General features: G+C 52.1%; 23 protein-coding genes. 4 read left to right on the top strand and 19 right to left on the bottom strand.

Going from position 1 to position 26214, the window contains the following annotated elements:
• Window positions 1–33: 33 nt before the first annotated feature.
• Together bglX and G163CM_RS08080 are read right to left on the bottom strand one after the other, a co-directional pair.
• Complete coding sequence (bglX, locus tag G163CM_RS08085) at window positions 34–2253, bottom strand: beta-glucosidase BglX (protein ID WP_231827655.1); 2220 nt, start codon at window positions 2251–2253, stop codon at window positions 34–36.
• Window positions 2253–3521 (bottom strand): PTS sugar transporter subunit IIC, encoded by a 1269-nt coding sequence (locus tag G163CM_RS08080; protein WP_231827654.1) that lies wholly within the window; start codon window positions 3519–3521, stop codon window positions 2253–2255. Before G163CM_RS08080 ends, bglX begins: the two co-directional genes overlap by 1 nt.
• Window positions 3522–3735: 214 nt before the next feature.
• Here G163CM_RS08080 and G163CM_RS08075 point away from each other — a divergent pair, with 214 nt between their 5' ends.
• Entirely contained in the window at window positions 3736–4446 is a 711-nt protein-coding gene (locus G163CM_RS08075) for a GntR family transcriptional regulator (protein ID WP_231827653.1), read from the top strand.
• 81 nt (window positions 4447–4527) lie between these two features.
• Window positions 4528–5529, top strand: coding sequence for a DUF4034 domain-containing protein (locus G163CM_RS08070; RefSeq protein ID WP_231827652.1), 1002 nt, complete (start codon window positions 4528–4530; stop codon window positions 5527–5529).
• A 59-nt stretch (window positions 5530–5588) separates the two neighbouring features.
• Here the strand turns inward: G163CM_RS08070 and potD are convergent, their stop codons facing one another.
• The 4 genes from potD to potA all read right to left on the bottom strand — a co-directional run bounded on the left by potD (window position 5589) and on the right by potA (window position 9468).
• Window positions 5589–6635 (bottom strand): spermidine/putrescine ABC transporter substrate-binding protein PotD, encoded by a 1047-nt coding sequence (potD, locus tag G163CM_RS08065; protein ID WP_015964837.1) that lies wholly within the window; start codon window positions 6633–6635, stop codon window positions 5589–5591.
• Window positions 6636–6702: 67 nt separating this feature from the next.
• Window positions 6703–7494, bottom strand: coding sequence for a spermidine/putrescine ABC transporter permease PotC (potC, locus tag G163CM_RS08060; protein ID WP_231827651.1), 792 nt, complete (start codon window positions 7492–7494; stop codon window positions 6703–6705).
• Window positions 7491–8348: a spermidine/putrescine ABC transporter permease PotB gene (gene potB / locus G163CM_RS08055; RefSeq protein ID WP_015964835.1), complete on the bottom strand. Its 858-nt coding sequence runs from the start codon at window positions 8346–8348 to the stop codon at window positions 7491–7493. The genes potC and potB overlap by 4 nt, the downstream gene beginning before the upstream one ends.
• Entirely contained in the window at window positions 8332–9468 is a 1137-nt protein-coding gene (gene potA / locus G163CM_RS08050) for a spermidine/putrescine ABC transporter ATP-binding protein PotA (RefSeq protein WP_015964834.1), read from the bottom strand. The genes potB and potA overlap by 17 nt, the downstream gene beginning before the upstream one ends.
• A 263-nt stretch (window positions 9469–9731) precedes the next feature.
• Here potA and pepT point away from each other — a divergent pair, with 263 nt between their 5' ends.
• Window positions 9732–10958 (top strand): peptidase T, encoded by a 1227-nt coding sequence (gene pepT / locus G163CM_RS08045; RefSeq protein WP_231827650.1) that lies wholly within the window; start codon window positions 9732–9734, stop codon window positions 10956–10958.
• 109 nt (window positions 10959–11067) lie between these two features.
• Here pepT and G163CM_RS08040 read toward each other — a convergent pair whose 3' ends face one another.
• From G163CM_RS08040 to rluE, 9 genes are all read right to left on the bottom strand, one after another.
• Window positions 11068–12189, bottom strand: a complete 1122-nt coding sequence (locus tag G163CM_RS08040; protein WP_231827649.1) for a ribosomal protein uL16 3-hydroxylase — start codon at window positions 12187–12189, stop codon at window positions 11068–11070.
• Window positions 12190–12264: 75 nt separating this feature from the next.
• Complete coding sequence (gene phoQ, locus G163CM_RS08035) at window positions 12265–13728, bottom strand: two-component system sensor histidine kinase PhoQ (RefSeq protein ID WP_231827648.1); 1464 nt, start codon at window positions 13726–13728, stop codon at window positions 12265–12267.
• Window positions 13725–14399 (bottom strand): two-component system response regulator PhoP, encoded by a 675-nt coding sequence (gene phoP, locus G163CM_RS08030; protein WP_015964830.1) that lies wholly within the window; start codon window positions 14397–14399, stop codon window positions 13725–13727. The genes phoQ and phoP overlap by 4 nt, the downstream gene beginning before the upstream one ends.
• Window positions 14400–14501: 102 nt before the next feature.
• Entirely contained in the window at window positions 14502–16034 is a 1533-nt protein-coding gene (locus tag G163CM_RS08025) for an EAL domain-containing protein (protein WP_231827647.1), read from the bottom strand.
• A gap of 140 nt (window positions 16035–16174) precedes the next feature.
• On the bottom strand, window positions 16175–17545 hold the full coding sequence (gene purB / locus G163CM_RS08020; RefSeq protein ID WP_231827646.1) for an adenylosuccinate lyase: 1371 nt from the start codon (window positions 17543–17545) through the stop codon (window positions 16175–16177).
• A 3-nt stretch (window positions 17546–17548) separates the two neighbouring features.
• Window positions 17549–18190, bottom strand: coding sequence for a high frequency lysogenization protein HflD (gene hflD / locus G163CM_RS08015; protein ID WP_231827645.1), 642 nt, complete (start codon window positions 18188–18190; stop codon window positions 17549–17551).
• 81 nt (window positions 18191–18271) lie between these two features.
• A complete protein-coding gene (gene mnmA, locus G163CM_RS08010; RefSeq protein ID WP_231827644.1) occupies window positions 18272–19378 on the bottom strand; it encodes a tRNA 2-thiouridine(34) synthase MnmA in 1107 nt (368 codons plus the stop codon).
• Window positions 19379–19431: 53 nt separating this feature from the next.
• Complete coding sequence (locus tag G163CM_RS08005) at window positions 19432–19893, bottom strand: NUDIX hydrolase (RefSeq protein ID WP_231827643.1); 462 nt, start codon at window positions 19891–19893, stop codon at window positions 19432–19434.
• A 14-nt stretch (window positions 19894–19907) separates the two neighbouring features.
• Window positions 19908–20555: a 23S rRNA pseudouridine(2457) synthase RluE gene (gene rluE, locus G163CM_RS08000; protein WP_015964824.1), complete on the bottom strand. Its 648-nt coding sequence runs from the start codon at window positions 20553–20555 to the stop codon at window positions 19908–19910.
• Window positions 20556–20769: 214 nt separating this feature from the next.
• Here rluE and icd point away from each other — a divergent pair, with 214 nt between their 5' ends.
• Window positions 20770–22020: an NADP-dependent isocitrate dehydrogenase gene (icd, locus tag G163CM_RS07995; protein WP_015964823.1), complete on the top strand. Its 1251-nt coding sequence runs from the start codon at window positions 20770–20772 to the stop codon at window positions 22018–22020.
• 58 nt (window positions 22021–22078) lie between these two features.
• Here icd and G163CM_RS07990 read toward each other — a convergent pair whose 3' ends face one another.
• The 4 genes from G163CM_RS07990 to G163CM_RS07975 form a co-directional block, all read right to left on the bottom strand.
• Window positions 22079–23626 carry a DUF6056 family protein gene (locus tag G163CM_RS07990; RefSeq protein WP_231828346.1) on the bottom strand — a complete coding sequence of 516 codons (1548 nt, stop codon included), beginning with the start codon at window positions 23624–23626 and terminating at the stop codon, window positions 22079–22081.
• Window positions 23626–24555, bottom strand: coding sequence for a glycosyltransferase family 2 protein (locus G163CM_RS07985; protein ID WP_231827642.1), 930 nt, complete (start codon window positions 24553–24555; stop codon window positions 23626–23628). The genes G163CM_RS07990 and G163CM_RS07985 overlap by 1 nt, the downstream gene beginning before the upstream one ends.
• Entirely contained in the window at window positions 24552–24914 is a 363-nt protein-coding gene (locus G163CM_RS07980; protein ID WP_231827641.1) for a GtrA family protein, read from the bottom strand. The genes G163CM_RS07985 and G163CM_RS07980 overlap by 4 nt, the downstream gene beginning before the upstream one ends.
• A gap of 97 nt (window positions 24915–25011) precedes the next feature.
• Window positions 25012–26175 (bottom strand): MFS transporter, encoded by a 1164-nt coding sequence (locus G163CM_RS07975; RefSeq protein WP_231827640.1) that lies wholly within the window; start codon window positions 26173–26175, stop codon window positions 25012–25014.
• Window positions 26176–26214 lie beyond the last annotated feature (39 nt).

Raw genomic sequence — 26214 nt, 5'->3', positions numbered from 1 at the left:
AGCACCCGGCGCGGTTTGCCGGGTGCCAGTTACTTACGCTGCGCGGTAGATAAATTCGCCTTTCAGCACCTCCACGCTGCTGGTGCCGACAAAAATGTTAAATCGGCCTGGCTCGAGGACCTTCTCGCCCTCGGCGTTAAAGAACGTCAACATCTCTTCATTCACGGTGAAAATAACCCGCCGCGTTTCATCCGCTTTTAACATCACCTGCTGAAACTCTTTGAGCATCATGACCGGTCGCGCGATGCTTGCCACGCAATCCTGTAAGTAAAGTTGCACGGTTTCAATGCCCGCGTGCGGCGTCAGATTTCGCACCGTGATGCCCACCGTCAGCGTTTCGCCTGCGCAGAATTGCGCTGCGAGAGTCAGTTCGCTGAGTTCAACACGATGCCATGAGAGCCCGAAGCCAAACGGGAAAAGCGGCGTGGTGGGGCAATCCAGGTATTTCGAAATAAACCGTGGGCTGTGGTCTGATTTATCCGCAGGTCTGCCGGTCGAGAGCGCATTGTAATAAATCGGCACCTGGCCGTTTGCGCGCGGAAAGCTCATTGAAAGACGCCCGCTCGGATTGCGCTTGCCGTACAGAACATCGGCTATCGCGTGCCCGCCTTCGCTGCCGGGAAACCACGCCTCGATTACGGCATCAACATGTTCCACCACATCACTCAATACCAGCGGGCGACCATTGAAAAGAATCAGCACCGTTTTCTTCGCCACCCGCGCGATCGACTGAATAAATTCAACCTGGTGTTGGGGAAGGTGGATATCGGTGCGGCTTGCGGCTTCCCCGCTCTGCATCATATGCTCACCCATCGCCAGCAGCACCACATCAGCCTCACGCGCGTACTGCAACGCGCGGGCCTGCTCGGTTTGCCGTTGTTCTTCGCTCATGCAGGATTGCGCATCAACCTGTGTGGTGGCGCCAAATTCACCGAGAAAATCGTAATTAAGCAGCAGATCGCAGCCTTGCGTGGTCAGCAGCTCATCCGGCGCGAGCACTTCATCCAGCGCTTGTTTCAGGGTGACGCTGTGTGACGTCTCGCCGTAGACCGCCCAAAGACCAATAATGTCCGGGTTATCGGCATAGGGGCCAATCAGGGCGACTTTTGTGCCCGGTTTCAGCGGAAGCAGGGCATTATCGTTTTTTAATAGCACCAGGCTGCGGGCCGCGGTCTCGCGCGCCAGCGCCAGATGATCCGGATGATAAAACCACGCCTGCTCTTTTTCTTCCGATGCGCCACGAAACGGATCGTCAAATAATCCCAGCGTTTCTTTTAGTTGCAGCACGCGCATCACGGCCTGATTCAGCGCCTCTTCTGGTATCTCGCCCTGGTTAACCAGCGCGGCCAGATGATTGACATAGCAGGGTGATTTCATGTCGATATCCAGCCCGGCGTTGAAGGCCAACTGGCTGGCATGGCGCTCATCTTCGGCGACGCCGTGCGGGATGAGTTCCTTCACCGCGGCATAATCAGCAATGGTGACCCCGTCAAAATGCCAGCGATCGCGCAGGACGGTTTGTAACAACCAGCGGTTAGCGGTGGCAGGAATGCCGTCGATGGTATTAAAGGCAGACATCACCAGCTTGCAACCCGCCTGTACGGCAGCGAGATAGGGCGGAAGATAGTCCTCGAAAAGCGACTGCCGCGACAGCTCAACGGTATTGTAATCGCGCCCGGCGACAGGCGCACCATACCCGGCGAAGTGCTTCACGCAGGCTGCCAGCCCCTCGCCGTGTTCCAGATTATGCTGAAAGCCGCGCACGCAGGCGCTGACTATCCGGCTGTTAAGCAGCGGATCTTCACCCGTCGACTCCATACAACGCCCCCAGCGGGCATCACGCACCAAGTCAGCCATGGGCGCAAAAGTCACATGGCTACCTGCGCTAACGGCTTCTTGCGCTGCGACCTGACAGCAACGCTCGATCAGCGCGGGCGACCAGCTACAGCCCATCGCCAGCGGGATGGGGAAAACCGTACGATAGCCGTACACGATATCCGCCATAAACAGCAGCGGAATTTTCAGGCGGCTGTTTTGCAGATGCTGTTCCTGAATATGACGCGTCTTTTTCGCGCCAGACACGTTCAATACTGAACCCGCGCACTGGACCTGCTGCTGGCTGATGCCGAGCTTCGCTTTTGGGCCCACGGTAAGCTGAGGTTCATCGACAAAAAACTCGCCGGAAAGCTGCACCAGTTGGCCGACTTTCTCCTCCAGCGTCATCTGCGCCAGCAGTGTGGTGATTCTGCTCATCAGTTGGCTTCCTCGGCTTCACGCTTAAGGGCCTCTTTTTCCGCCAGTTTAAACCATGGGAACCACAGAAGCGGGGAGAGAATCAGCTGTAAAAAGAGATGCAGCAGAACGATTGACGTCGCGCCGCCAATGGAGGCAAAGAAGCCCAGCGGCAGGCCGAAAATGGTTTGCGCGCCGACAATTTTGGCGACCAGGCCCATTTTAATCAGCGCCCAGGACAGGGTTATCGCAATCGCGTTATTGGTGATAAACGGCACCATCAGGTGATAGTTCATCACCAGCGGCGTACCGAAGATAACCGGTTCGGTAATGCCAAACAGGGCAGGCGTCAGCGCCAGGCGGCCGACCTGCTTAAACTGTTTGCTCCGCGACAGACACATCAGCAGCACCAGCCCCAGCGCCAGGCCGCCCCAGGTGACAATATTAAAGAATGCCAGACCCAGCACGTTAGGCAATTCCTGGCCGTTCTGCCATGCGGCCAAATTTTCGAGATCCATTGCCAGCCAGATGGGCGTCACCAGCGGCAACACGACGTTAGTGCCGTGAATGCCCAGAAACCAGAAGATCTGCATGATAAGCGTCACCAGCAGGAATGCCAGCAGGCTTCCACCCAGCCCTTTCAGCGGCTGCTGGATTAGCGTGTAGATGCACTGGTGAAAACTGCCCCACGGCGTTTCCATAAAGGCACGGTTGATAAGCAGCGCCACCAGGCCGACGGTCAGGAACGGTAACAGTCCCTGAAAGACGCGGCTAATCATGGGCGGAACGCCTTTCGGCATTTTTATCGTCCAGCCGCGCTGTACCACAAAGATGAACAGCCGCCCGACGCCGAGGCCTATCAGCATGGCTGAGAAAACGCCCTGTACGCCGAGCCAGGTCAGGGGGATAGAGGCGATATTTCCCTCGGCGTCCGCCAGCGGCGTGACAATCAAAAAGGTCATCACGGATGCAATGCCGCAGAGAGAACCATCGATATCGACGTCATAATGGCTTACCAGATGGCGCGCCATAAAGAAGGTGACGTAGAGTGCCAGAATACCCAGCGTGCAGGTGGCGACGCCGCTGAATACCGGGATCATCTTTGTCGCGACAAAGAATTGATGCACGCTATCGATGGGGAAGACGATAAGCAACACGCTGATCGAGCCGATAAGCGTAATGGCGATTGTCGAAACCATTGATACAGATATAGTTTGCAGCCAGGGGCTACGACCCAGAGCGGCAATAATGGGGTCTAGTTTCTGAAAAGCTTTCTCAAATTTATTCATGGTAAATATATTTAATGGGCCAAAGTTACCGATATTTTTGAGATTATTTAAGCGAGAAAGTGTTAAGCGCATCAATCTTTAATCATGGCAACCTGTTCTACTCTTACGTAAAAGATGGACATCTGCGGCGTATTTCAGTCTAAAAAATAGCAACTTATTGAAATGATTTAAATTAAGATGTCTGATAGTTGTTCCTTTATGGATTAAACAAAAGATGATTTATAAAAATATCGTCATTGCGATTCGGGAATTAATCACCAGCAATAATATTTCTGTCGGTGACCCGTTACCGCCTGAATATGAACTGGCGCAGCGCTGGAACGTATCGCGTAATACCATTCGAAAAGCGCTGGCGGAACTGGTTGCTGAAGGCATGATTGAGACGCGAAAAGGGGCGGGAAGCTTTGTGTGCTATAAGAAATTTATGCCGCAGGTCAATACCTCTATGGGCTTTAGCGAAATCGCGCGCCTACACGGTAAGCCCTCCACCAGCCGGGTATTGAAGTTTGAAGCGTTACCCGCCACGGAGGAGATCGCCGCAAAATTAAAAATTCAGCTAGGCGAATGGGTTTATCAGGTGAAACGAATACGCCTGATAGACAATATTCCCATGCAACTTGAACACACCTGGCTTTCGGTCACGCGATTTCCCCAGCTAACAATCAGCGATATGAATAAATCAAAGTTTGATTTTTTTGAACGTGTGTGTGGCATAACAATATCAGGATCGTTTGAAACCTTCTCGACCGAGCTGGCGAATCAGGAAGTGGCGCGGATATTACATATTAGCACTAAAGACCCGGTGATACGGATGGAGACGCAGGCGGTAGATATCCACCAAACAATTCTCGATTATTCTATTCTTTATAATAATAGTTATGAGTTTAATGTGCAGTATTTTTGGCCGAGGCAACTATCCCGCTAAAATTTTTCTGTCGCCGGATGATTTAATGCTTTAATTGTTTATAATGCAGCGGTATATCATTTTTTTTCAAGGCATAGACTGATGCAAAAAAATTTTTTTAAAATATTGCCGTTGGCTTTATTTGTTGTATCAATGAATTCTGCACGCGCTGCGGATGAAGAACAAGAACGATTGGAAATCCAGCAGCCAATTATTGATATGGTTTTTAAAGAGAAATGGTCAAAGCTTGATACGCTGTTTTCCAGTTATGTTAATGGTTTTCCTTCAACCAGTAATGGAACACACAAACTTATCTTAGCCTATCTCGCGGTTACTGATAATAATGTCAGTAAACCTGATGGCGGTGAATCTACAGCAGATGACTGGCTAAAAGCTAACCCAGACTCTACGGTCGCGATGATGCTCAAGGCGAGTAGCTATAGTTCTAAGGCTTTCTACCTGCGCGGAGAAGGGGCTGCTGAAACGGTTGATGAAGATGTATGGCCAAAATTCAAGGCATTGATTGAACAAGAAAAAAGTTATTTATTAAAACATAAAAATATCGCAGATAAAGATCCTATGTGGTATCAGTTAATGATATCGGTGGCACGAAATCTTAACGACCATGAATTATTAATGAGAACCCTGGAAGAGGGTAGCCAAAAATACCCTACCTACCAAAATATCTATCTCGATGCCATGGAAGGCAGCCTACCGAAATGGGGCGGCTCTCCCGAGCTCGTTGAAAAAATTGCACAACTTGCTGCCAGTAGAACATCTGCGCAATCAGGAAAATCGTATTATTCATATGTATGGTATAACGCATTATCATTTGAACCGGAAATGATGGGATTGCTGGATGCGGGGCAAATCATTTCGTGGGAGACGATGAAAACGGGGTGGCACGATCGTTATAAAACCTATCCTACACCGCAAATCGCAACAGAATATATGACCACAGCCTGTCTGGCTCAGGATGAAAAAGGATTTACTGAGGGATATTCATGGGTGAACAATCAGTATGGTGAGCTGGTTGAGCAAGTGTGGTTACGCAATATGAGTTATAACCGTTGCGCTGCTTTCTTTAGGTCGAAGCATAAATAATTGCGGATGAAAACGGATGATAGCGTCGGGGCTGACTTTTACCCCGACGCTGAAACGGATTACCGTCCCGCCTTCAACTTCTGATAATACTCTTCATAAATCGCGCTGGCCGCGCCAACGTCGTTCTGCCATTCGCCTTTGTTCACGATGTCGGCGTCAGGGTAGAGTGATTTATCGTTAGCGACATCCGGGCTCAGCAGCTTACGTGCCGCGAGGTTTGGCGTGGGGTAACCGATGGTTTCCGCCACCTGTTTTGCCACTTCCGGGCGCAGCAGGAAGTTGATGAGCTTAAGCGCACCTTCTTTGTTTTTAGCATTTGCCGGAATAGAGAGGCTATCCATCCAGAAGATGCCGCCTTCTTTCGGCCACACGACCTCCAGTGGGGTACCGTTCTGACGCGCGACCCATGCCGAGCCGTTCCACACCATACCCAGGTTCACTTCGCCTTCCATATACGGGTTGGCCGGGTTATCAGAGTTGAACGCGGCCACGTTCGGCATCAGTTTTTTCAGCTCGTTATAGGCGGCTTCAATCTCTTTCGGGTCAGTGGTATTGCCGGAATAACCCAGTTTACGCAACGCCATCTGGAACACTTCACGCGCATCGTCGGTTAACAGCAGGCTGTTTTTATACTCCGGCTTCCACAGATCGGCCCAGCTGGTGATACTTTTTGGGTCGATACTGTCGCTGTTCACGCCGATTGCCGTCGCACCCCAGATATACGGAATAGAGTAATCATTATTTGGGTCGAACGGTTTATTGAGCATTTCCGGGTCGAGGTTGCCGAAGTTGGTTAACTTCGTTTTATCGATCTTCTGGATCATGCCCTCTTTGCGCATTTTATCGACGTAATAGGTGGAAGGCACCACCAGGTCATAGGCGCCGTCTTTGTAAGTTTTGAGCTTGGCGTACATGGTTTCATTCGATTCATAGGTCGAATAGATAACCTTGATACCCGTCTCTTTGGTGAACTGTTCCAACAGCCCCGGCGGAACATACTCCGTCCAGTTGTAGAAATAGAGCGTTTTTGAGTCATCAGCGTGAGCGGCGCTCATTCCCAGTGCTAAAGCACCCGCTGCGAGCAGGTGGCGTGACCATTTTTTCATTTAACGTCCCCTGATTGAGCCCCGAAAGGCTGCTGTGTTGATTGGCCTGGATTCAGGCCAATTCCCGTTATGCCTGGCGCGCCAGACCTTTCGTTTTATCGCGTGCAATAAGCTGGCTGGCAATCACCAGCACCAGTGACAGCACCAGCAAAATCGTCGCCAGCGCATTCACCTCTGGTGATACGCCCACTTTCACCATCGAGTAGATCTTCAACGGTAAAATCTCATAGCCCGGACCGGTAACAAATGAGGACACGACCACATCATCCATCGAAAGCGTGAAGCTCAACAGCCAACCGGCGGCTACCGCAGGCATCGCCAGCGGCAGAATGATTTTACGCAAAATGGTGAGTTCACTGGCACCGAGATCTTTTGCCGCTTCCAGCATCCGCACATCAAACCCTTTCAGGCGCGAGTAGACGGTGACCACCACAAACGGCAGACAGAAGGTGATATGCGAGAACAGCAGCGACCAGAAGCCGAGCTGGATCCCCAGCAGCATAAACAGCACTAGCAGGGAGATAGCCATCACGATGTCCGGCGACATCATCACCACGAACAACATGCCGCTGACAAACGGTTTGCCGCGAAAACGGTAGCGGTAGAGCGCCACCGCCGTCAGCGAACCAATCAGCGTGGCGAAGGTCGCCGAGAAAATCGCCATCGTCAGCGAGTGCTGGGCGGCCTGCAACAGGCTGTCGTTGTTCATCAGCAGGCTGTACCAGTTGGTAGTAAAACCCTGCCAGTTGATCCCGAAGCGTGAGCTGTTAAAGGAGTTCACGATCAAAATAATAATCGGGATGTAGAGATAAGCGTAAATGGCGGTCATAAAACCGCCGCGCAGCAGTTTACCGATCATTCCAGCTCCACCTTTTTATTCAGCAGACGCGAGGCGCGCCAGTAAACCAGCAGCATCAGACCCATCACTACCGTCAAGGTAATGCTGGTGGCGGCACCGAACGGCCAGTCGCGAATGTTGAGGAACTGGCTCTTAATGACGTTACCAATGAGCAGGTTTTTCGCGCCACCCATCAGGTCAGAGACGTAGAACAGCCCCATCGCGGGCAGCATGACCAGCAGACAACCGGCGATAATGCCCGGCATTGTCAGCGGGATGATAATGCGGATGAACGTTTGCAGCTTATTGGCCCCCAGATCCTTCGCCGCTTCCAGCAAGGGTTTATCGAGTTTTTCGATGCTGGAGTAGAGCGGCATCACCATAAACGGCAGCAGGATATAGACCAGGCCGATGATGACTGCGCTCGGCGTGAACATGATGCGGATCGGCGTGTCGATAATGCCCAGCCACAGCAAAAACTCGTTCAGATAGCCTTTGGTGCTGAGGAATATCTTTAACCCGTAGATACGAATCAACGAGTTAGTCCAGAAAGGCACAATCAGCAGAAACAGCAGCAGCGGGCGCACCTTCTGCGGCAGCTTTGCCAGGAACCAGGCGAAAGGATAGCCCAGAATCAGGCAGGCCAGCGTGGCGATAAGTGCCATGTTCAGCGAGTGCAGCAGCACCTCGAAGTACAGCGGGTCGAGCAGGCGCGCGTAGTTATCCAGCGTAAAGACCATTTTGACGAAACTGGCGTCGTCGCGGGTCAAAAAGCTGGTACCGATGATCATCAGGTTGGGCAGAAAGACAAATAACACAAGCCAACCGACGATTGTGGCAATCACCACATTCTGGAACTTACTTGTGTTCTTCATCAGCCAGTACGACCTCCCAGCTCTCTACCCAGTTGATAGCCATTTTTTGATCGAGCGAATGGTCAAAGTCCGGGTCATCTTCATTAAAGAATTCGCTGACCAGCACCATCTTGCCATTTTCCAGTTCGACAACCGACTCCAGCGTCATGCCCTTATAGTTGCGCTCTCGCACGTAGCCAATCAGGCCTTCAATGTGATCGTTGTGGTTGATTTCATCCACGCGCAGATCTTCCGGGCGCAGCAGAACATTCAGCTTCTGACCGGGCGTGACCGGGAAATTGACGTCAATATTGCACTCGCGGCCTTCAACGTTGGCGCGTACCCGGCGTTCATCAAGGCGTTCAATGACGGTCGCGTCGAAAATATTGATCTCGCCAATAAAACTGGCGACAAACAGGTTTTTCGGCTCTTCGTAAATTTCACGCGGCGTGCCGTCCTGCTCAATACGCCCGTCGCGCATGACCACGATGCGGTCCGACATGGTGAGCGCTTCTTCCTGGTCGTGGGTGACAAAGACAAAGGTGATACCCAGCTTCCGCTGCAACGCTTTGAGTTCGTTCTGCATCTGCTTACGCAGCTTGTAGTCGAGCGCAGAGAGCGATTCGTCCAGTAACAGCAGGCTCGGTTTGTTGACCACCGCCCGGGCAATCGCCACGCGCTGCTGCTGGCCGCCGGAGAGTTGATGCGGCTTGCGCTCAGCGAACTCTTCCAGCTGCACCATACGCAGCGCGTCGGTTACGCGAGGGGTAATTTGATCGGCAGGGGTTTTCTGCATGCGCAGACCAAATGCCACGTTTTCGAAGACGGACATGTGCGGAAACAGCGCATAGCTTTGGAAAACGGTGTTAACGTGGCGATCTTCGGCCGGAACGTTAGTAATATCCTGATTTTCCAGATGAATCGTCCCAGAGTCTACATTTTCAAGACCCGCAATAAGACGAAGGACGGTTGTTTTACCGCAGCCAGAGGGCCCAAGCAGCGTGAGGAACTCGCCGTTATTGATGGTCAGGTTCAGATCGGAGATGACCGTTTTACCATCGAAGCCTTTGCGAATTCCCGCCAATTGCACCAGCGGTGAAAGCGAACGCGATTGTGTATTCAATTTTTTACTCTGTCCCATTCAGACGCACCGGATGGCTTACCGATGCGGGGTTTGTGGTTAACCACCTTTAGACGTATAGAGGCCTGACACATATTAAGGCCTGGCATTCTACGGCAATCGTGTGAAATCGCCAATCCTCTATGCATACAGATGAGCTATCTTTAAGCCTGTAAATGATTTAGCGAAAAAAAATGGGCTTTGCCGGGGTAAAAGTGACCTGACGCAATATTTGTGTTTTCCCGCTTATTGATAATGTTGTCACAAAAAGTGAGGGTGACTGCATGGATAAATTACTTGAGCGTTTTTTACAGTATGTTTCTCTGGACACGCAATCTAAGCCCGGCGTGCGTCAGGTGCCGAGTACAGAGGGGCAGTGGAAACTGTTGCATCTGCTCAAAGAACAGCTTGAAGCAATGGGGCTGGTGAATGTCACTCTGAGCGAAAAAGGCACCGTGATGGGCACGTTGCCTGCGAATATCGATGGCGATATTCCAGCAGTAGGTTTTATTTCACACGTCGATACCGCACCCGATTTCAGCGGTAAAAACGTCAATCCGCAAATCGTGGAAAACTATCGCGGCGGCGACATTGCGCTGGGTATCGGCGATGAAGTGCTTTCGCCGGTGATGTTCCCGGTGCTGCATCAGCTGCTGGGGCAGACGCTAATCACTACCGACGGCAAAACGCTGCTCGGCGCGGATGATAAAGCCGGTATCGCGGAAATCATGACCGCGCTGGCGGTACTGAAAGAGAAAAATATTCCCCACGGGGATATCCGCGTGGCGTTTACGCCAGACGAAGAAGTGGGCAAGGGCGCAAAACACTTTGATGTCGAAGCCTTTGATGCCCGCTGGGCGTACACCGTCGATGGCGGCGGCGTGGGTGAGCTGGAGTATGAAAACTTCAACGCCGCATCGGTGATTATCAAGATCGTCGGCAACAATGTGCATCCGGGCACCGCGAAAGGGGTGATGGTCAATGCGCTGTCGCTGGCCGCGCGCATTCATGCGGAAGTGCCCGCGGATGAGAGCCCGGAAAAAACAGACGGTTACGAAGGTTTCTATCATCTCAACACGATGAAAGGTTCCGTTGATCGCGCGGAAATGCACTACATCATTCGCGATTTTGACCGCAAGCAGTTTGAAGCGCGTAAACGCAAAATGATGGAGATCGCCAAGAAGGTCGGTAAAGGGCTGCATCCGGATTGCTACATTGAGCTGATCATTGAAGACAGCTATTACAATATGCGCGAGAAGGTGATGGAGCATCCGCACATCATTGATATCGCTCAGCAGGCGATGCGTGATTGCAATATCGAGCCGGATCTCAAACCGATTCGCGGCGGTACCGACGGCGCACAGCTCTCCTTTATGGGGCTGCCATGTCCGAACCTGTTCACCGGCGGCTACAACTATCACGGTAAACACGAGTTTGTGACGCTGGAAGGGATGGAAAAAGCGGTGCAGGTGATTGTGCGTATCGCGGAGCTGACGGCGAAGCGGGGATAATTCCGTTAAGGAGTGTAGGCCGGATAAGCGCAGCGCCATCCGGCACTTCACCTCAGGTCGGATGGCACTGCGCTTATCCGACCTATATTTTCATTGAGGGTTAACTAGCTCACCCTTCAAAAAACCAGTACCCGCTGTTCACCAGTGCGGCCAGCATCGCGAGGAATGACGGATCTTCCAGCGCATCGCCAAAGTGTTCGCTTTCCAGCACCATATTTCCTGCCAGCGCATTCAGTGCCGGGCGATGAGGTGAGTCGATTTTTTCGCCGTTAACGAAAACATCGTCGCCGATTTTCAGCACGCGTAACCCACCTAAACGCGCCAGTTTATCGCCCTGCTGGAGCGCGTCGTAAATTTCATCTGGTTGATACGGCGGCTCTGGCGGCGCGACGTCCAGCTCGTGGCGTGACTGGCTGATAAACTCGCCAAGCCATTGCTGGAACTGCTCTGGCTGATTCATTAACCCCTGCATCATTTCGCGCAGGCGGTCGACTTCCTGCGGCAGAATCTCCGCCGGATGCTCACGCGCAGGCACGTCCGGGTCGGTATAGCGCTGGCTACCCAGTTCGCGTTGCAGGATGTAATCGGCAAAACCGCTAAACAGTTCACGACCGCTTGGCGCGCGGAAACCCACCGAGTAATTGAGCGAGTTTTCCAGGGAATATCCTTCGTGCGGGAAACCTGGCGGGATGTACAGAATATCACCCGGCTCAAGTTCTTCATCAATGATGCCTTCGAACGGATCAACCTGTAGCAGGTCCGGATGTGGGCAGTGCTGTTTCATCGGCACTTTTTCGCCTACACGCCAGCGACGGCGGCCGGTACCCTGAATGATGAAGACATCGTACTGGTCAAGATGCGGGCCAACGCCGCCGCCGGGTACGGAGAAGGAGATCATTAAGTCGTCAATGCGCCAGTCGGGCAGGGCGCGGAAGGGACGCATCAGCGCCGCAGAGGGCTCGTGCCAGTGATCAACCGCCTGAACCAGCAATGACCAGTTGGTTTCATCGAGGTGATCGTAGCTTTCAAACGGCCCGTGGCTAACCTGCCATTTCCCGTCGAGATGACTCACCAGGCGGCTGTCGACTTCGTTTTCCATCGCAAGGCCAGCCAGCTCATCCGGCGAAATAGGGTCAACAAAGTTGGCAAACCCACGTTTAAGCACCACCGGGCGTTTCTGCCAGTAGCGTTCGATAAAGTCGGGCCAGTTGAGCGTTAAGTGATAATCCATATTGATATGTCCGCAGCAGGTGTTTTCTCGGATTATACACGTAATCCGGCAACCTGCCTGCTGCGCAAACCGGATTTAGCCGACGTGGTGCTCCAGGTTCTGGCGACCAAAAACCACGTCCATTTTTGCCCCGCCCAACAGGCTGTCGGCGGTGATGATTTGCCCGTCATACTGCTCGACAATATCGCGCGCGACGGACAACCCGACACCCTGGCCTGGCCGGAGTGTGTCGGCGCGTTGTCCGCGATCGAACACCAGATCCCGTTTACCCTGCGGAATTCCCGGACCATCATCTTCAACAATCACGTGCAGCTGGTTGTCGGCCTGATGTGCGGACACTTCCACAAACTCAAGGCAATACTTACAGGCGTTATCCAGCACGTTGCCCATCACTTCCATAAAGTCGTTTTTCTCACCGACAAAGCTAATCTCCGGCGAAATATCGAGGCTGATGCTCACGCCCTTACGCTGATACACCTTATTCAGCGCGGAAATCAAGCTGTCGAGCGTCGGCGCGACCGGGTGTAGCTCACGGCTGATCAGCGTGCTGTCGGTACGCATGCTGGCGCGATTGAGGTAATAGCCAATCTGTTGGGAGATACGGCTGATTTGCTCCAGCATGATGGGTTCGGCTTCGCTGACGCTGATTTTTTCACTGCGCAGCGAGCGTAGCGAACTTTGCAGCACCGCCAGCGGTGTTTTCAGGCTGTGCGTCAGGTCGGTGAGGGTAGTGCGGTATTTATCATAACGCTCGCGTTCGCTTTTCAGCAGGCGATTCAGGTTACGCACCAGCCCGGTCAGCTCGCGGGTGGTTTCCGGGTTTAACGCTTCGCGGTTATGCTCTTCAAGCTCGCGCACCTCGCGCGTCAACGCTGCCAGCGGCCGCAGGCTCCAGTGTGCCGCCACCCACAGCAGCGGAACGACCAGCAGCAGGTTGGCCGCCAGCACGTAAATAAACCAGCTCCACACCATATAAGAGCGTTTGAGCTCGATAGGAATGGTGTCGATCACCACGATCACCAGCGCGGGCATTAGCTTTGTCGCCGGGTAGCTGTTGACCGCAACCGAGTGCGTCATCTCGGAGTCATCATCCTCTTTGCGGATTTCACTCAGCTGTTCCTGCGCTTCCTGGTTATCGGTCAGTAAGGTGCTGGAGGAATTGATATCCGCTTCTATCTCATGGAAGCCGTTACCGCGCAGCCACTCCTTCTGAATACGGTTTTTTAGCCAGGGAACATCTTTCTGCTGCCAAAGCAGATTGCCTTTGGTGTCATAGATGATGGCCATCGTCGGGCTTTGACGAATGAGGTTATCGGGCATGTCGACGGTTAATTTGCCGTCTTCCCATTTGGAAAAGGTATAGAACAGATTGCTTTCACCGCGCAGCAGGCGGAAGGTGGTTTTGTCGAAGCTGACGCTGTAACCCACTAGGGCCACCATACCGTAAGCGAGAGAAAGTACCATCACCACGGCTGCGGTCGCCAGCAAGAAGCGAACCCGCAGCGAGAGGGGCAGCATATGCCGCAATAGCTTGTTCATCCGCGCAGTTCGAACAGATAGCCCTGGCCACGGACGGTGTTGATCACATCATGCGGATATTGCGCCTGAATTTTCTTGCGCAGACGCCCCATCAGCACGTCAATGGTGTGACTTTCGCGCAGCTCGGCGTCGGGATAAAGCTGGAGCATCAGGGAATCTTTGCTCACCACTTTGCCGTTATTGCGAATCAGCGTTTCAATAATAGTGTATTCAAACGCCGTCAGCTTGATCACTTCGTCGTTGATCGACAGTTCGCGACGCGAGAGATCCACCTGGAACGGCGGCAGGGAGATCACCTGTGAGGCATGGCCGCTGTTACGACGCATCAGCGCCTGCATACGCGCTGCCACCTCTTCAATATGGAACGGTTTAGTGACGTAGTCATCGGCCCCGGCGCTCAGTACTTCAACTTTGTCCTGCCAGCCTTCGCGGGCCGTCAGTACCAGAACCGGTAACGAAATATCGTGACTGCGCCAGCGGCGAATCAGAGAAAGGCCGTCTTCATCCGGCAACCCAAGGTCGACAATGGCAATATCCGGCAGATGCTCGCCCAGATAGTAATCCGCTTCCTTTGCGTCTTCCGCCGCATCAACCTGATGACCCAGCTCCTGAAGCTGAACCTTCAGATGGTGACGTAACAGGGCGTTATCCTCTACCACGAGTACGCGCATGTTTTTTCTCCATATCATTATTGAAGTTAATAGTTTAACCCTGACTGGTTATACTAAAACTAAACACCGGCCAGTAAAAGACGTTGTCCTGATTCGTTTTTTTTATGATTCAATATAGCGCTCAATTTTCTCTTTCGGCTTCGACAACAGTATTTTTACCAGATCGACAAACTTAACGGGTTTGTAGAAATAGTAACCTTGCAGCAGGCTGATATTGTTACGATTCAGGTAATCCAGCTGCGTTTGCGTTTCGACGCCTTCGGCAACAATCGTTAAGGAGAGTTTCCGCGCCAGGTCAAGTACGCAATCGAGCAATTTAGTTGAATCCTCATCTTCGTTGACGCGACCGACAAAACTCTGATCGATTTTAATGTAATCGATGTTCAGATCGTGCAGATAAGAGAGGCCGGAATAACCGGTGCCGAAATCGTCCAGCGCAATCGCAAAACCGTTGGCGTGCAGCGTGTTGAGGTTACTGATGAGCTGTTCATCCACGTGCAACGGTTCGCGCTCGGTCACTTCCAGCACCAGCGTCAATTTTTTATTCACAAAACCCGCCTGGTATTTCAGGCAATCCTCAACGAAAGAGGCCGCGTTGATGTGTGCGGCGCTGAAGTTAATACCGACGTGAAAGCCCTCCGGCAATTTGCTGCTGATGGCATTCATATGCGTCACCACCTGCCACATAAGCGACTGCGTCAGCGGAATGATTAATCCGGATTTCTCCGCCAGCGGGATAAAAGCCGCGGGGGAAATAAACCCCGCGTCAGGATGTTTCCAGCGAGCAAGGACTTCGATACCGCGTATCGAGTTATCTCGCCCATCCATCACCGGTTGGTAATAGGGGATTATTTCACCGTTTTTGATCGCGCGTCGTAGGGCATCCGCCGGGGTTATCGTTTTATTTAAATATTTATCGAGAGACCAGCCAGCAAGACAGGAAATCAGCAGAATGAAAATGAGGACACCCGCGCCCTGACGAAAAATACGTTTCAGACTGAAGAAGGCGGGAGACGCGTACTGGACAGAAAATGGATATATTTTGGCCTCAATGATGTCTTCGCGATTAATGTGACTCCCCACCTCGCGCACATCTCCATCCTGACCGAGCGACATCTGTCCGACAATCATGCGGAGCTGCTCATTTTTTCCGGTGCTGTTCAGCGCATCATGAATATGGGAATCGCTGATGGTAACCAAAATTATCCCATCCGATGAATCTGTGCGGTATACGAGCGCGGGATGCTGATGGACATTATCTTTAGCGCGAACCAGCGTTAACGGCGTATCAGGGAGCGAGGCCAGGTTAGTCAGCAGAAGACGGTTACCAGGCAGAGAGGTACACCATGCCTTACCCTCTTTCAGGATGAGAATCGTTCTGAGGTGTGGGCTGAGTACCGCCGTGATTCCTAACTGATACTGCCCCTCAACGGTGCAGCCCGATGCAGCAATAGCCCTACCTGTTTTACTGGCGGCCTTAGCCTCATCAAGGATCTGGTTTATATTTTTGACTGCGTGAGTGGCACCCGCAATGTTGTCAATTTTGGCGGAATACCAAAGTTGCACATTCAGAATGAAAATCCCGGCAATAAAAGTCAGCACTGCGGCAATCGGCGGAATGATAGCCCTGAGCATGTTGGGTTTCCTGATGAGCGGAGTTGTCGCTGACAGCGCGTAATACTAGGAGTATAGAAGATGTATGCGGAGTATTGATGGGGCTGGTAAGGGAATAAACAGGAGAATTTCCCTCCCCATTCAGGGGAGGGAATCAGCGATTATTTCAGGTCATCGACCATCTGAATCGCGCGGCCAATATAGTTCGCCGGCGTCATCGCTTTCAGACGCACTTTTTCCTCTTCCGGCAGGGCCAGGCCGTCGATAAACTGTTTCATCCCTTCCGCATCAACGCGTTTGCCGCGCGTCAGCTCTTTCAGTTTTTCGTACGGTTTTTCAATGCCATAACGACGCATCACCGTTTGAATCGGCTCAGCCAGTACTTCCCAGTTGTGATCCAGTTCATCCAGCAGACGGTCACGGTTCACTTCCAGTTTGCTCACACCTTTCAGGGTCGACTGATAAGCAATCAGCGCGTAGCCAATACCGACGCCCAGGTTACGCAGGACGGTGGAGTCCGTCAGGTCACGCTGCCAGCGGGACACCGGCAGTTTGCTCGCCAGGTGCTGAAGCACGGCGTTCGACAGGCCCAGGTTGCCTTCGGAGTTTTCGAAGTCGATAGGGTTAACTTTGTGCGGCATGGTGGATGAACCAATTTCACCAGCGATGGTTTTCTGCTTGAAGTGGTTCAGGGCGATGTAGCCCCACACATCACGGTCAAAGTCGATCAGGATAGTGTTAAAGCGCGCCATGCAATCAAACAGTTCGGCGATGTAGTCATGCGGTTCGATCTGGGTGGTGTACGGGTTCCACTGAATACCCAGAGAAGTCACAAACTCTTCGCTGAACTGATGCCAGTCGACTTCCGGATACGCGACGATGTGGGCGTTATAGTTGCCGACCGCGCCGTTGATTTTACCCAGAATTTCAACCTGGTTAAGCTGGCGATACTGACGCTCCATACGGTAAGCCACGTTGGCCATCTCTTTACCGATGGTGGACGGAGTCGCGGGCTGGCCGTGCGTACGCGACAGCAGCGGAATATCACGGTACTGCACCGCTAAATCTTTAATGCCGTCGATAAGCTTACGCCAGTAAGGCAGGATCACTTCATCACGCGCGGTTTTCAGCATCAGCGCATGAGACAGGTTGTTAATATCTTCAGAAGTACAGGCGAAGTGAATGAACTCAGAAACCGCATGCAGCTCCGGCACATCCGCTACTTTTTCTTTGAGGAAATACTCAACCGCTTTCACATCATGGTTAGTGGTGCGCTCAATGGTTTTGATGCGCGCGGCATCTTCTTCATTGAAGTCGGCAACGATTTTATCGAGGAAACCGTTTGCGTCTGCGGCAAAAGCAGGAACTTCCTTGATCGCTGCCTGCGCAGCCAGCTTTTGCAGCCAGCGCACTTCAACTTGCACACGGAATTTCAGCAAACCGAATTCGCTGAAAATGCCGCGCAGCGCGCTGACTTTATCGCCGTAGCGGCCGTCGACAGGGGAAACGGCGGTCAGTGAGGATAATTCCATAGATCATAACTCCGGGGTTAAATGAGCAAGAATTTGTTTTGCCTGAGTGGTCAGGCGATTACGGGAAAACATGAGCTGCAGGCGTCCACCGCCAACCTGGTGCCAGAGCACGGCAGAGCGGATACCCGCCAGCAACGAGGCGCGGACTTTTGCCTGCACCTGCGGGCTTTGCAGCACGGCAGGGGAGCCGGTAACCTGAATACGCGGACCAAGCGGGCTAATGACATCGACATAGATACCGGCCATCGCGCTCAGCAGCGTTTCAGACTGTAAATCAAAATGGTCAAGCTGGCGTTGCAAGCCAGCGATGCGGTTGCCGAGCGTATCCATCGCGCCTTTTGCGGAGGCCAGTTTACGTTCGAGCACCATTAAACTCAGAGTATAGCGGGTGAGCTCGGCGTTGAGCCCCTGACGGCTGCTGGCATTCAGAACGCCTAACAGCGTTTCCAGGCCGAGACGAAGATTCGCTTCACTGCCACCGAACACGCCCAGCGTTGAATCCGGGTTCAGGTCGATAACGCTGTTCAGCGACACATGCAGCGCGTCGCTATCGCAGTGGCCCTGATGGGCCAGTTGTTGCACCAGGCTGGCGGACTGGCAGATACCCGCCAGCGCCAGGGTGATGTCGTAATAATTCTTCGCCACGCTAACTCCTTGTTGATACCCCGCGCTTGAGCGCGGCCAGGGCGTCTGGTGCCCCGGCGTTGGGGAGACGACTGCTGTTTATTATGCCGGCAGCGGTATGCGCTGTTCGATCACGCCGCCGCCCAGGCAGACTTCACCGTTGTAGAATACGGCGGACTGCCCCGGCGTGACTGCGGCAACGGGCTCATCAAAACGCACTTCAATACGCTCTTCATCCAGCGCGGTGACGGTGCAGGGAATATCCGTCTGGCGGTAACGTGTTTTGACCGTACAGCGGAACGTACCCTGAACAGGCTCGCGATCGACCCAATGCAACTGCTGGGCAATTAAGCCAACGGACATCAGGCGCGGATGGTCATGGCCCTGCGCAACGACCAGAATATTGTTTTCGACATCTTTATCGACAACGTACCACGGATCTTCTGACCCTTCTTTGGTGCCGCCAATGCCGAGGCCTTTACGCTGACCCAGGGTGTGATACATCAGCCCCTGGTGCTCGCCAATCTCTTCACCGTCAACGGTGACGATTTTGCCCGGCTGGGCGGGCAGGTAGCGGCCTAAAAACTCACGGAATTTACGCTCGCCAATGAAGCAGATACCGGTGGAATCTTTTTTCTTCGCGGTGATGAGCTCCAGCTCTTCGGCGATTTTACGCACCTGCGGTTTTTCCAGCTCGCCAACCGGGAAGAGGCTTTGGGCAATCTGTTCGTGACCGAGGGTGTAAAGGAAGTAGCTCTGATCTTTATTGCCATCCAGCCCGCGCAGCAACTGGCTTTTGCCGTTGACATCTTTACGGCGCACATAGTGACCGGTGGCGATGTAATCAGCACCTAAATCTTCTGCGGCGAATTCGAGGAAGGCTTTGAATTTGATCTCTTTGTTGCACAGGATATCCGGGTTTGGCGTGCGGCCCGCTTTGTACTCTTCCAGGAAGAGTTCAAAAACGTTGTCCCAGTATTCGGCGGCAAAGTTAACGGTATGCAGCTCAATGCCGAGCTTATCGCAGACCGCTTGCGCATCGGCAAGATCGGCGGCGGCAGTACAATATTCCTCGCCGTCGTCTTCCTCCCAGTTCTTCATGAACAGGCCCTCAACCTTATAACCTTGTTGTTGCAACAGGTAGGCTGAGACGGAGGAATCAACACCGCCGGACATGCCGACGATCACTTTTTTCTGGCTTTCTGACATTGGAATACTCACGACATTGAACTTCAAGGCGGCATATTCTAGCACGCAGCCCCTTACTTGACACCCTCTGTAAACGGCCAGTTAAATGCACCGATTAGCGAGAGCGGATAACGCTCGCCGCTCTGGTAGGCGTGAATGCTTTCCGCGACCAGCTTTGAACGCAGATTCGCTGCGTTGAGAATTTCCTCAGCGCTGACCCACAGACAGCGATCGATATCGCTGTCGTGCGGTTCGGTCGGACAAATCTCGTCCAGCTCGATCAAAAACAGAAAACGCAGGAAGGGCGTTTTATCGGGTGCTATCCACTGGTGCATACGGATAAAGTGCTGCGGCGTCGCGCGAATGCCTGTTTCTTCCCACAGCTCGCGCTCGGCAGCCTGCACTAACGTTTCATCGGCTTCGAGGTGTCCGGCGGGTTGATTCCACAACGCTTTACCGTTGATGGTCTCTTCCACAACCAAAAATTTGTCTTCGGCATGCACAATGCATGCGACCGTCACATGAGGTTTAAACACGGTCTCTCCTTATATTAAGCGTCGCGCCACTCACCATTCGCCAGCCCATCCAGACGATAATCGCCCATCGCGTAGCGAATCAGACGCAAAGTAGGGTGGCCGACATGGGCCGTCATGCGGCGCACCTGACGGTTACGGCCTTCGTATAGCGTGACTTTCAGCCAGGTGGTGGGAATCGACTTACGCTCACGTATCGGCGGATTTCGCGGCCACAGCCATTCGGGTTCATTGACCACTTCTATACCGGCGGGCAGCGTTGGGCCATCGTTGAGCGTTACGCCCGTGCGCAGGGCGGCCAGCGACTCCTCGCTCGGTTCGCCTTCAACCTGCACGTAGTAAATTTTACCGGTGCGTTTGCCCGGTTGCGTCAACCGTGCCTGCAACACACCGTCGTTGGTAAGCACTAAAAGGCCTTCGCTATCGCGATCGAGACGTCCGGCGGCGTATACGCCCTGCACCGGAATAAAATCTTTCAACGTGCTGCGGCCCGCTTCGTCGGTAAATTGCGGCAAAACATCGTAGGGTTTATTGAACAAAACTACGCGTTTTGGCTGGTTATCTTTACGTTGTTTGGCAGCTTGTTTCGTGCTGAATCGCTTAACCGGGTGATTTCTAAAAGAAGTTTTCTGCATGGTATTTTCAGATGTTATGTATTCGCGCATTATAGCCTAATAACGAGTGTCTTTCATGGCGCCGAACAATAAGGTAGTATTGACACGATCATTACAAATCATTAACAAAAATGCTCTAACTCTTTGTGTTGCAGGAAGGCGGTAAGACAGTGCATTCCCGGGGTTTAACCGGCATGTAGTAAACAGCGAGAACCTGTGGCGTAAAGGATGACGAGCACACCAGAAGCGCTCGAAGGAGAGGTGAATGGAAAGCAAAGTAGTTGTTCCGGCAGAAGGTCAAAAAATCACCCTGAAAGACGGCAAGCTGAATGTGCCGCACAATCCGATTATCCCATTCATTGAAGGCGACGGCATCGGTGTTGATGTAACCCCACCGATGATCAAAGTTGTGAATGCCGCAGTTGAGAAAGCCTACAAAGGTGAGCGTAAAATTTCCTGGATGGAAATCTACACCGGCGAGAAATCCACTCAGGTTTATGGCCAGGATGTCTGGCTGCCAGCTGAAACGCTGGATCTGGTACGTGAATATCGCGTTGCCATCAAAGGCCCGTTGACCACGCCAGTTGGCGGCGGTATCCGTTCTCTGAACGTTGCCCTGCGTCAGGAACTGGACCTCTACGTTTGTCTGCGCCCGGTGCGTTACTACCAGGGCACCCCAAGCCCGGTTAAACATCCTGAACTGACCGATATGGTCATCTTCCGTGAAAACTCAGAAGATATCTATGCGGGTATCGAGTGGAAAGCGGACTCCGCTGACGCAGAAAAAGTGATTAAATTCCTGCGCGAAGAGATGGGCGTGAAGAAAATTCGCTTCCCGGAACATTGTGGTATCGGCATCAAGCCGTGCTCCGAAGAAGGCACTAAACGCCTGGTTCGCGCCGCTATCGAATACGCAATTGCTAACGACCGTGACTCTGTGACTCTGGTTCACAAAGGCAACATCATGAAGTTCACCGAAGGCGCGTTCAAAGACTGGGGCTACCAGCTGGCACGCGAAGAATTCGGCGGCGAACTGATCGACGGCGGCCCGTGGCTGAAAATCAAGAACCCGAAAACCGGCAAAGAAATCGTGGTTAAAGACGTTATCGCTGACGCCTTCCTGCAGCAGATCCTGCTGCGTCCGGCAGAGTACGATGTGATTGCCTGTATGAACCTGAACGGTGACTACATTTCTGACGCCCTGGCGGCGCAGGTTGGCGGTATCGGTATTGCTCCGGGCGCGAACATCGGCGACGAATGTGCCCTGTTCGAAGCGACCCACGGTACTGCACCGAAATACGCAGGCCAGGATAAAGTCAACCCGGGCTCCATCATTCTGTCAGCAGAAATGATGCTGCGTCATATGGAATGGTTCGAAGCGGCTGACCTGATTGTTAAAGGCATGGAAGGCGCTATCGCTAACAAGACTGTAACCTATGACTTCGAACGTCTGATGGAAGGCGCTAAGCTGCTGAAATGTTCAGAGTTTGGTGACGCGATTATCGCGAATATGTAATTGAAATAGCGTTAAGCCCCGCTCTTTGCTTAAAGGCGGGGCTTTTTTTCGCTCAGGCTTAGAGGGAGATTACTGTAACCTCACCTTTATCAATAGGGGCGTAGTACCAGAATTGTTGGTTAATTTCTACCTGTCTCATCTTTTCAGGATGAATAATTTTCTTCGTACCATCGACAGTTACCGTTATCGCTGAAGCAAGCGGGGTCGCGCTAATCACGGCCAAATCACCTTCTGTATTACTGTAGGCCACGATATCGTTAGCGAGTGTATGCTGCTGCCCATCAGCAACGACTGAATAGTCAAACTTTACTTTCTTCCTGACAATTGTCTGAACGCCATAATAGTCGCCATAGACCGCAGGATCGTGGAAGAAACCAAAGTGACCACCACTGTTTTGCAATTTTACAAAATAGTAATCAGGGATGGTAAACGCCTGCTTCCCTGCCGCAAGCTGCTGGCTAATCACTTTTTGCCTGACGACTTCCTGGCGGGCAGTTTTTTCGTACGCGTTGTACATCATGGGATAAGACCATAAGAAAGTTATCCCACATAGCACGGTAACGGCTGCTGTACCGATGACTCCCGCTCTCACACCACTGGTTAATAAGCCATGAGCAAGGAAAGCAATGGCTAGTAGAAAGAACATAAAGGTCCCATTCATTACCCGGTCTGGGTAGGAGGGGGAGGCAAACATGATTAATGATGTGCCCAGACCTATGCAAACCACCAGCGCTGCGGTAACAAGATAGCTCTTTTCAATTTTTGTGCGAATTTGCTTGTTGAAGATAACCAACAGCACCAGCAGAAACAGTACGACATAACCAATCCAGATCAGTGCCAGATGATTATGCACGCGTTCAGTCAGGTGAATGAAAATTCGTTCAAAAATGGATTTCCCATACCAAAAGTCTTTCCCGCTGGCGCGGATAAAGTTACCTGGAGAGAGAATTAAAACACATGATCCCAGGATTGCACTGATGCTGTAGATAATCTTATTGACTGAAACTGACTTTGTACGCCACAGCTCGTACGCGATGGTGAGCACAGAAAGCAAGGAGACAAAAGGTGAGACGCTTTCATTAGAACAACCCGCCATAAAACTCAGCAAGGCAATTAATGGGTTGATCGTTTTGATATTTTGGGTCGTGATACGGTAGATATAAAACAACCACGCCGCGACGAAAAGGTTAGTCCAAAGATAGTTTGCCGCACCCACAATCCAGAAGGTGGTTTGTCCTAAATTTGGGTTCGAAATCCAGTAGGTAAAAAAGATCAGCGGGAACAAAATATAATCAACTTTCGTCCAGCTCAGCGTACCAGATGGCGTTTTAACAATGAAGTAGCAGAACGCAACCGTTGAGAAGCCTGCGGCAACGGAATAGATAATTTGTGATTGAGTGTAGAGAATCAGTGAACTGGCGTAATCGGCAATGATCCTGCCGCTCCAGGTCATATAATGATGTAAATGAGACTCAGGTGAGATCCCTAAAAGATAGTAGCGATAGTCATCTGAGTGTATCGGGGTAAGCCACTCAATGAGAAATATGGCAAAAAATGCCAGCAGCAATATCGCCGCTTTGGGTAGTAACTTTAGCATGGTCGTAATTATTCCATCGTCCTGTTTTTACTCTTCAAGATGTAACGAGGTCTCTGCTTAACCTCCGTGTAAACGCGGCCAATATACTCACCGAGAATGCCGATGCCAATAAGCTGAATACCGCCCAGAAAGAGAATAGCGGTCATGAGGGAGGGATAGCCCGGAACAGGATTGCCCCACAGCAACTTGTCCAGGATCATCCACGCGGCATAAATGAGAGAGAGAGCGGAAACGCTAACGCCAATATAGGTCCAGATCCGCAGGGGAAATGTGGAAAAACTGGTGATGCCCTCAAGCGCCAGGTTCCAGAGTTTCCAGCCGTTGAATTTCGAATCGCCAGCAACGCGGTCCGCACGTGCGTATTCTACAACATCGGTGTTGCCACCTACCCAGGAAAGTACGCCTTTCATAAAAAGATTTCGTTCAGGCAATAACTTAATATTTTCCACGACATCGCGAGACATCAGCCTGAAATCACCCACATTTTCTTCAATCCTGGGCGTACTGATCTTATTGTGTAATTTATAAAACCATTCTGCGGTCTTACGTTTCAGCCGGCCATCAGTCGAACGATCGGTGCGCTTCGCCAGCACCATATCAGCGCCGGCTTGCCATTTTTTGATAAGGTGTGGAATTACCTCTATGGGGTCCTGTAAGTCAACATCGATAGGGATGACCGCATCGCCAGTGGCGTGATCCAGGCCAGCAAAGAGCGCTGGCTCTTTACCAAAATTTCGCGTAAATGAGAGCGGTACGACCAGCGGATCCGCTATAGCCAGAGCATTAATAATTGATTCGGTGGCATCGTGACTACCGTCATTAATAAAGACGATCTCGACGTCGAACGGTTTTAATTCATCAAACTCTCTCACCGTCTTATAAAAGATAGGGATAGTGTCCTCTTCATTAAAGACGGGAACCACTAATGAAATTTTCATTTCGCATTCCTGAATACAATGAACCGAGAATAAAAAAATCCGCAAATCAGGCTGATCGCAGAGAAGACTACAAGCGTAATAATCGGTGCCATTGCGCACTCATCGGCTATCCAGCCCACAATACCGCTCAGTGCGCCCATAAAGCCGACATACAGCAAATAACGCGTGGTCGATGTGGTGGATTTGAATGTAAATCGTGCGTTAGCAAAAAAACTAAAACTGACAGCCACAGCAAAACCGGCCACATTAGCCAGCGCCTGGCTTGTGTGGAAGCCATAGACACAGATAGAGAAAATGATCCAATGCAAGGCAGTATTAAGTACGCCAATTGATGCATACTTTGTGAATAATTTTAACATTACCAAAATCAACAGGTTGAAATTCTGCGCAGTCTATCAGACTCGCGCCTGACAATCATTATTGCCCTGCGTAATTTGAGGGGCCAGCCAGACGAAATTATGACGTAGTCCTGTGCTCGCTACTGACTTGCCTGCGGGAAGAGGGCGTTATAAGTAACATGGCACACGACATCCCCGCAAACACAATTAAAGTTATAACCGCACCATACCCCGCATAAATCTGCCCAAACAATGCAGACCCCACCACCTGACCCGCGGCCAGCATAAAGAATGCGACGCAAACCCCAGTTGCCGGAGCCTGACGAAGGACATCGGCGGCATACACCAGCAACACACCGGAAAGCGTGACATACCCGGCACCACACATCGCCACTGCAGGGATCAGCCACCCGGAGTAACTTTGCAAAAAAGCCATCAGCAGCAATGGCAGCGCCATGCACAGCTGAGATAAACGATAAATCTGCGTCCAGGCCAGGTAGCGAGCCAGTAACCCGGTGAATACCGCTAGAATGCCCGCCGCTCCGCTTATCAGCCATAGCAGGCTGCGAAGCCGCGCATTCACTGCAAGATGATGGGCGAGTATATCCGGGCCAAAACTCCACCAGGCCGCGCTGGCCGCGCCGCTTATCAGAGCGATAAAGGCTAAGCGTAGCATCGCTGGCGAAAACAATTCACGCAGGGCAAAGGGATTTTGCGCCTTCTTTGCTCGCGTTTCGCGGGGAATATGGCGATAAATCAGCAACAGGCAGAATATTGCCAGCGCGGCAAAAGTTATACACGCCATTCGCCAGCCGCCGGGCATGACCAGTAATACCGGAACGCTGACAATAATTCCCGCGCCGGTACCCGCATTAATGGCGGTATTCACCTGCGGCTGGTTGTGCGTGGAGATTCGCTGTGAAACGGCCTCTGCAAGCGCTGGAGAAGATAACCCTGCGCTGGCGCCTGCGATGAAAAGCCCGACGGCGAGCACAAGCGGGGAATGTGTCAGCGCCAGCAGAATAAGCCCGGCGGCAGCTGCCAGTGCGGCAGTCATTGCCGGCATGCGTGGGCCAAAGCGGGAAACCAGCAGGGGAGTGAAGACGATCGCCAGGCAGTAAGCCAGATAGCTGCAGGCCGCGATAATGCCGGCAATTTGTGGGCTAAACGACACCTCTTTCGCCACTTCCGGCATCATCAACCCCCAGGAAAATCTCGCCATCCCGTAGGTTACTGCGATAAGCGAAAAGCCGGTGATACCCAGTGCGGTTGAATTTTTCATGGTTTCAAGCCTGGAATAATATCGCGGTAAGATCCAGTC

It is taken from the genome of Pseudocitrobacter corydidari (assembly GCF_021172065.1).
GTDB classification, from domain to species: Bacteria; Pseudomonadota; Gammaproteobacteria; order Enterobacterales; family Enterobacteriaceae; genus Pseudocitrobacter; species Pseudocitrobacter corydidari.
Note: the sequence above shows the minus strand (reverse complement) of the source record. Positions and strands in the feature narration are given on the sequence as shown.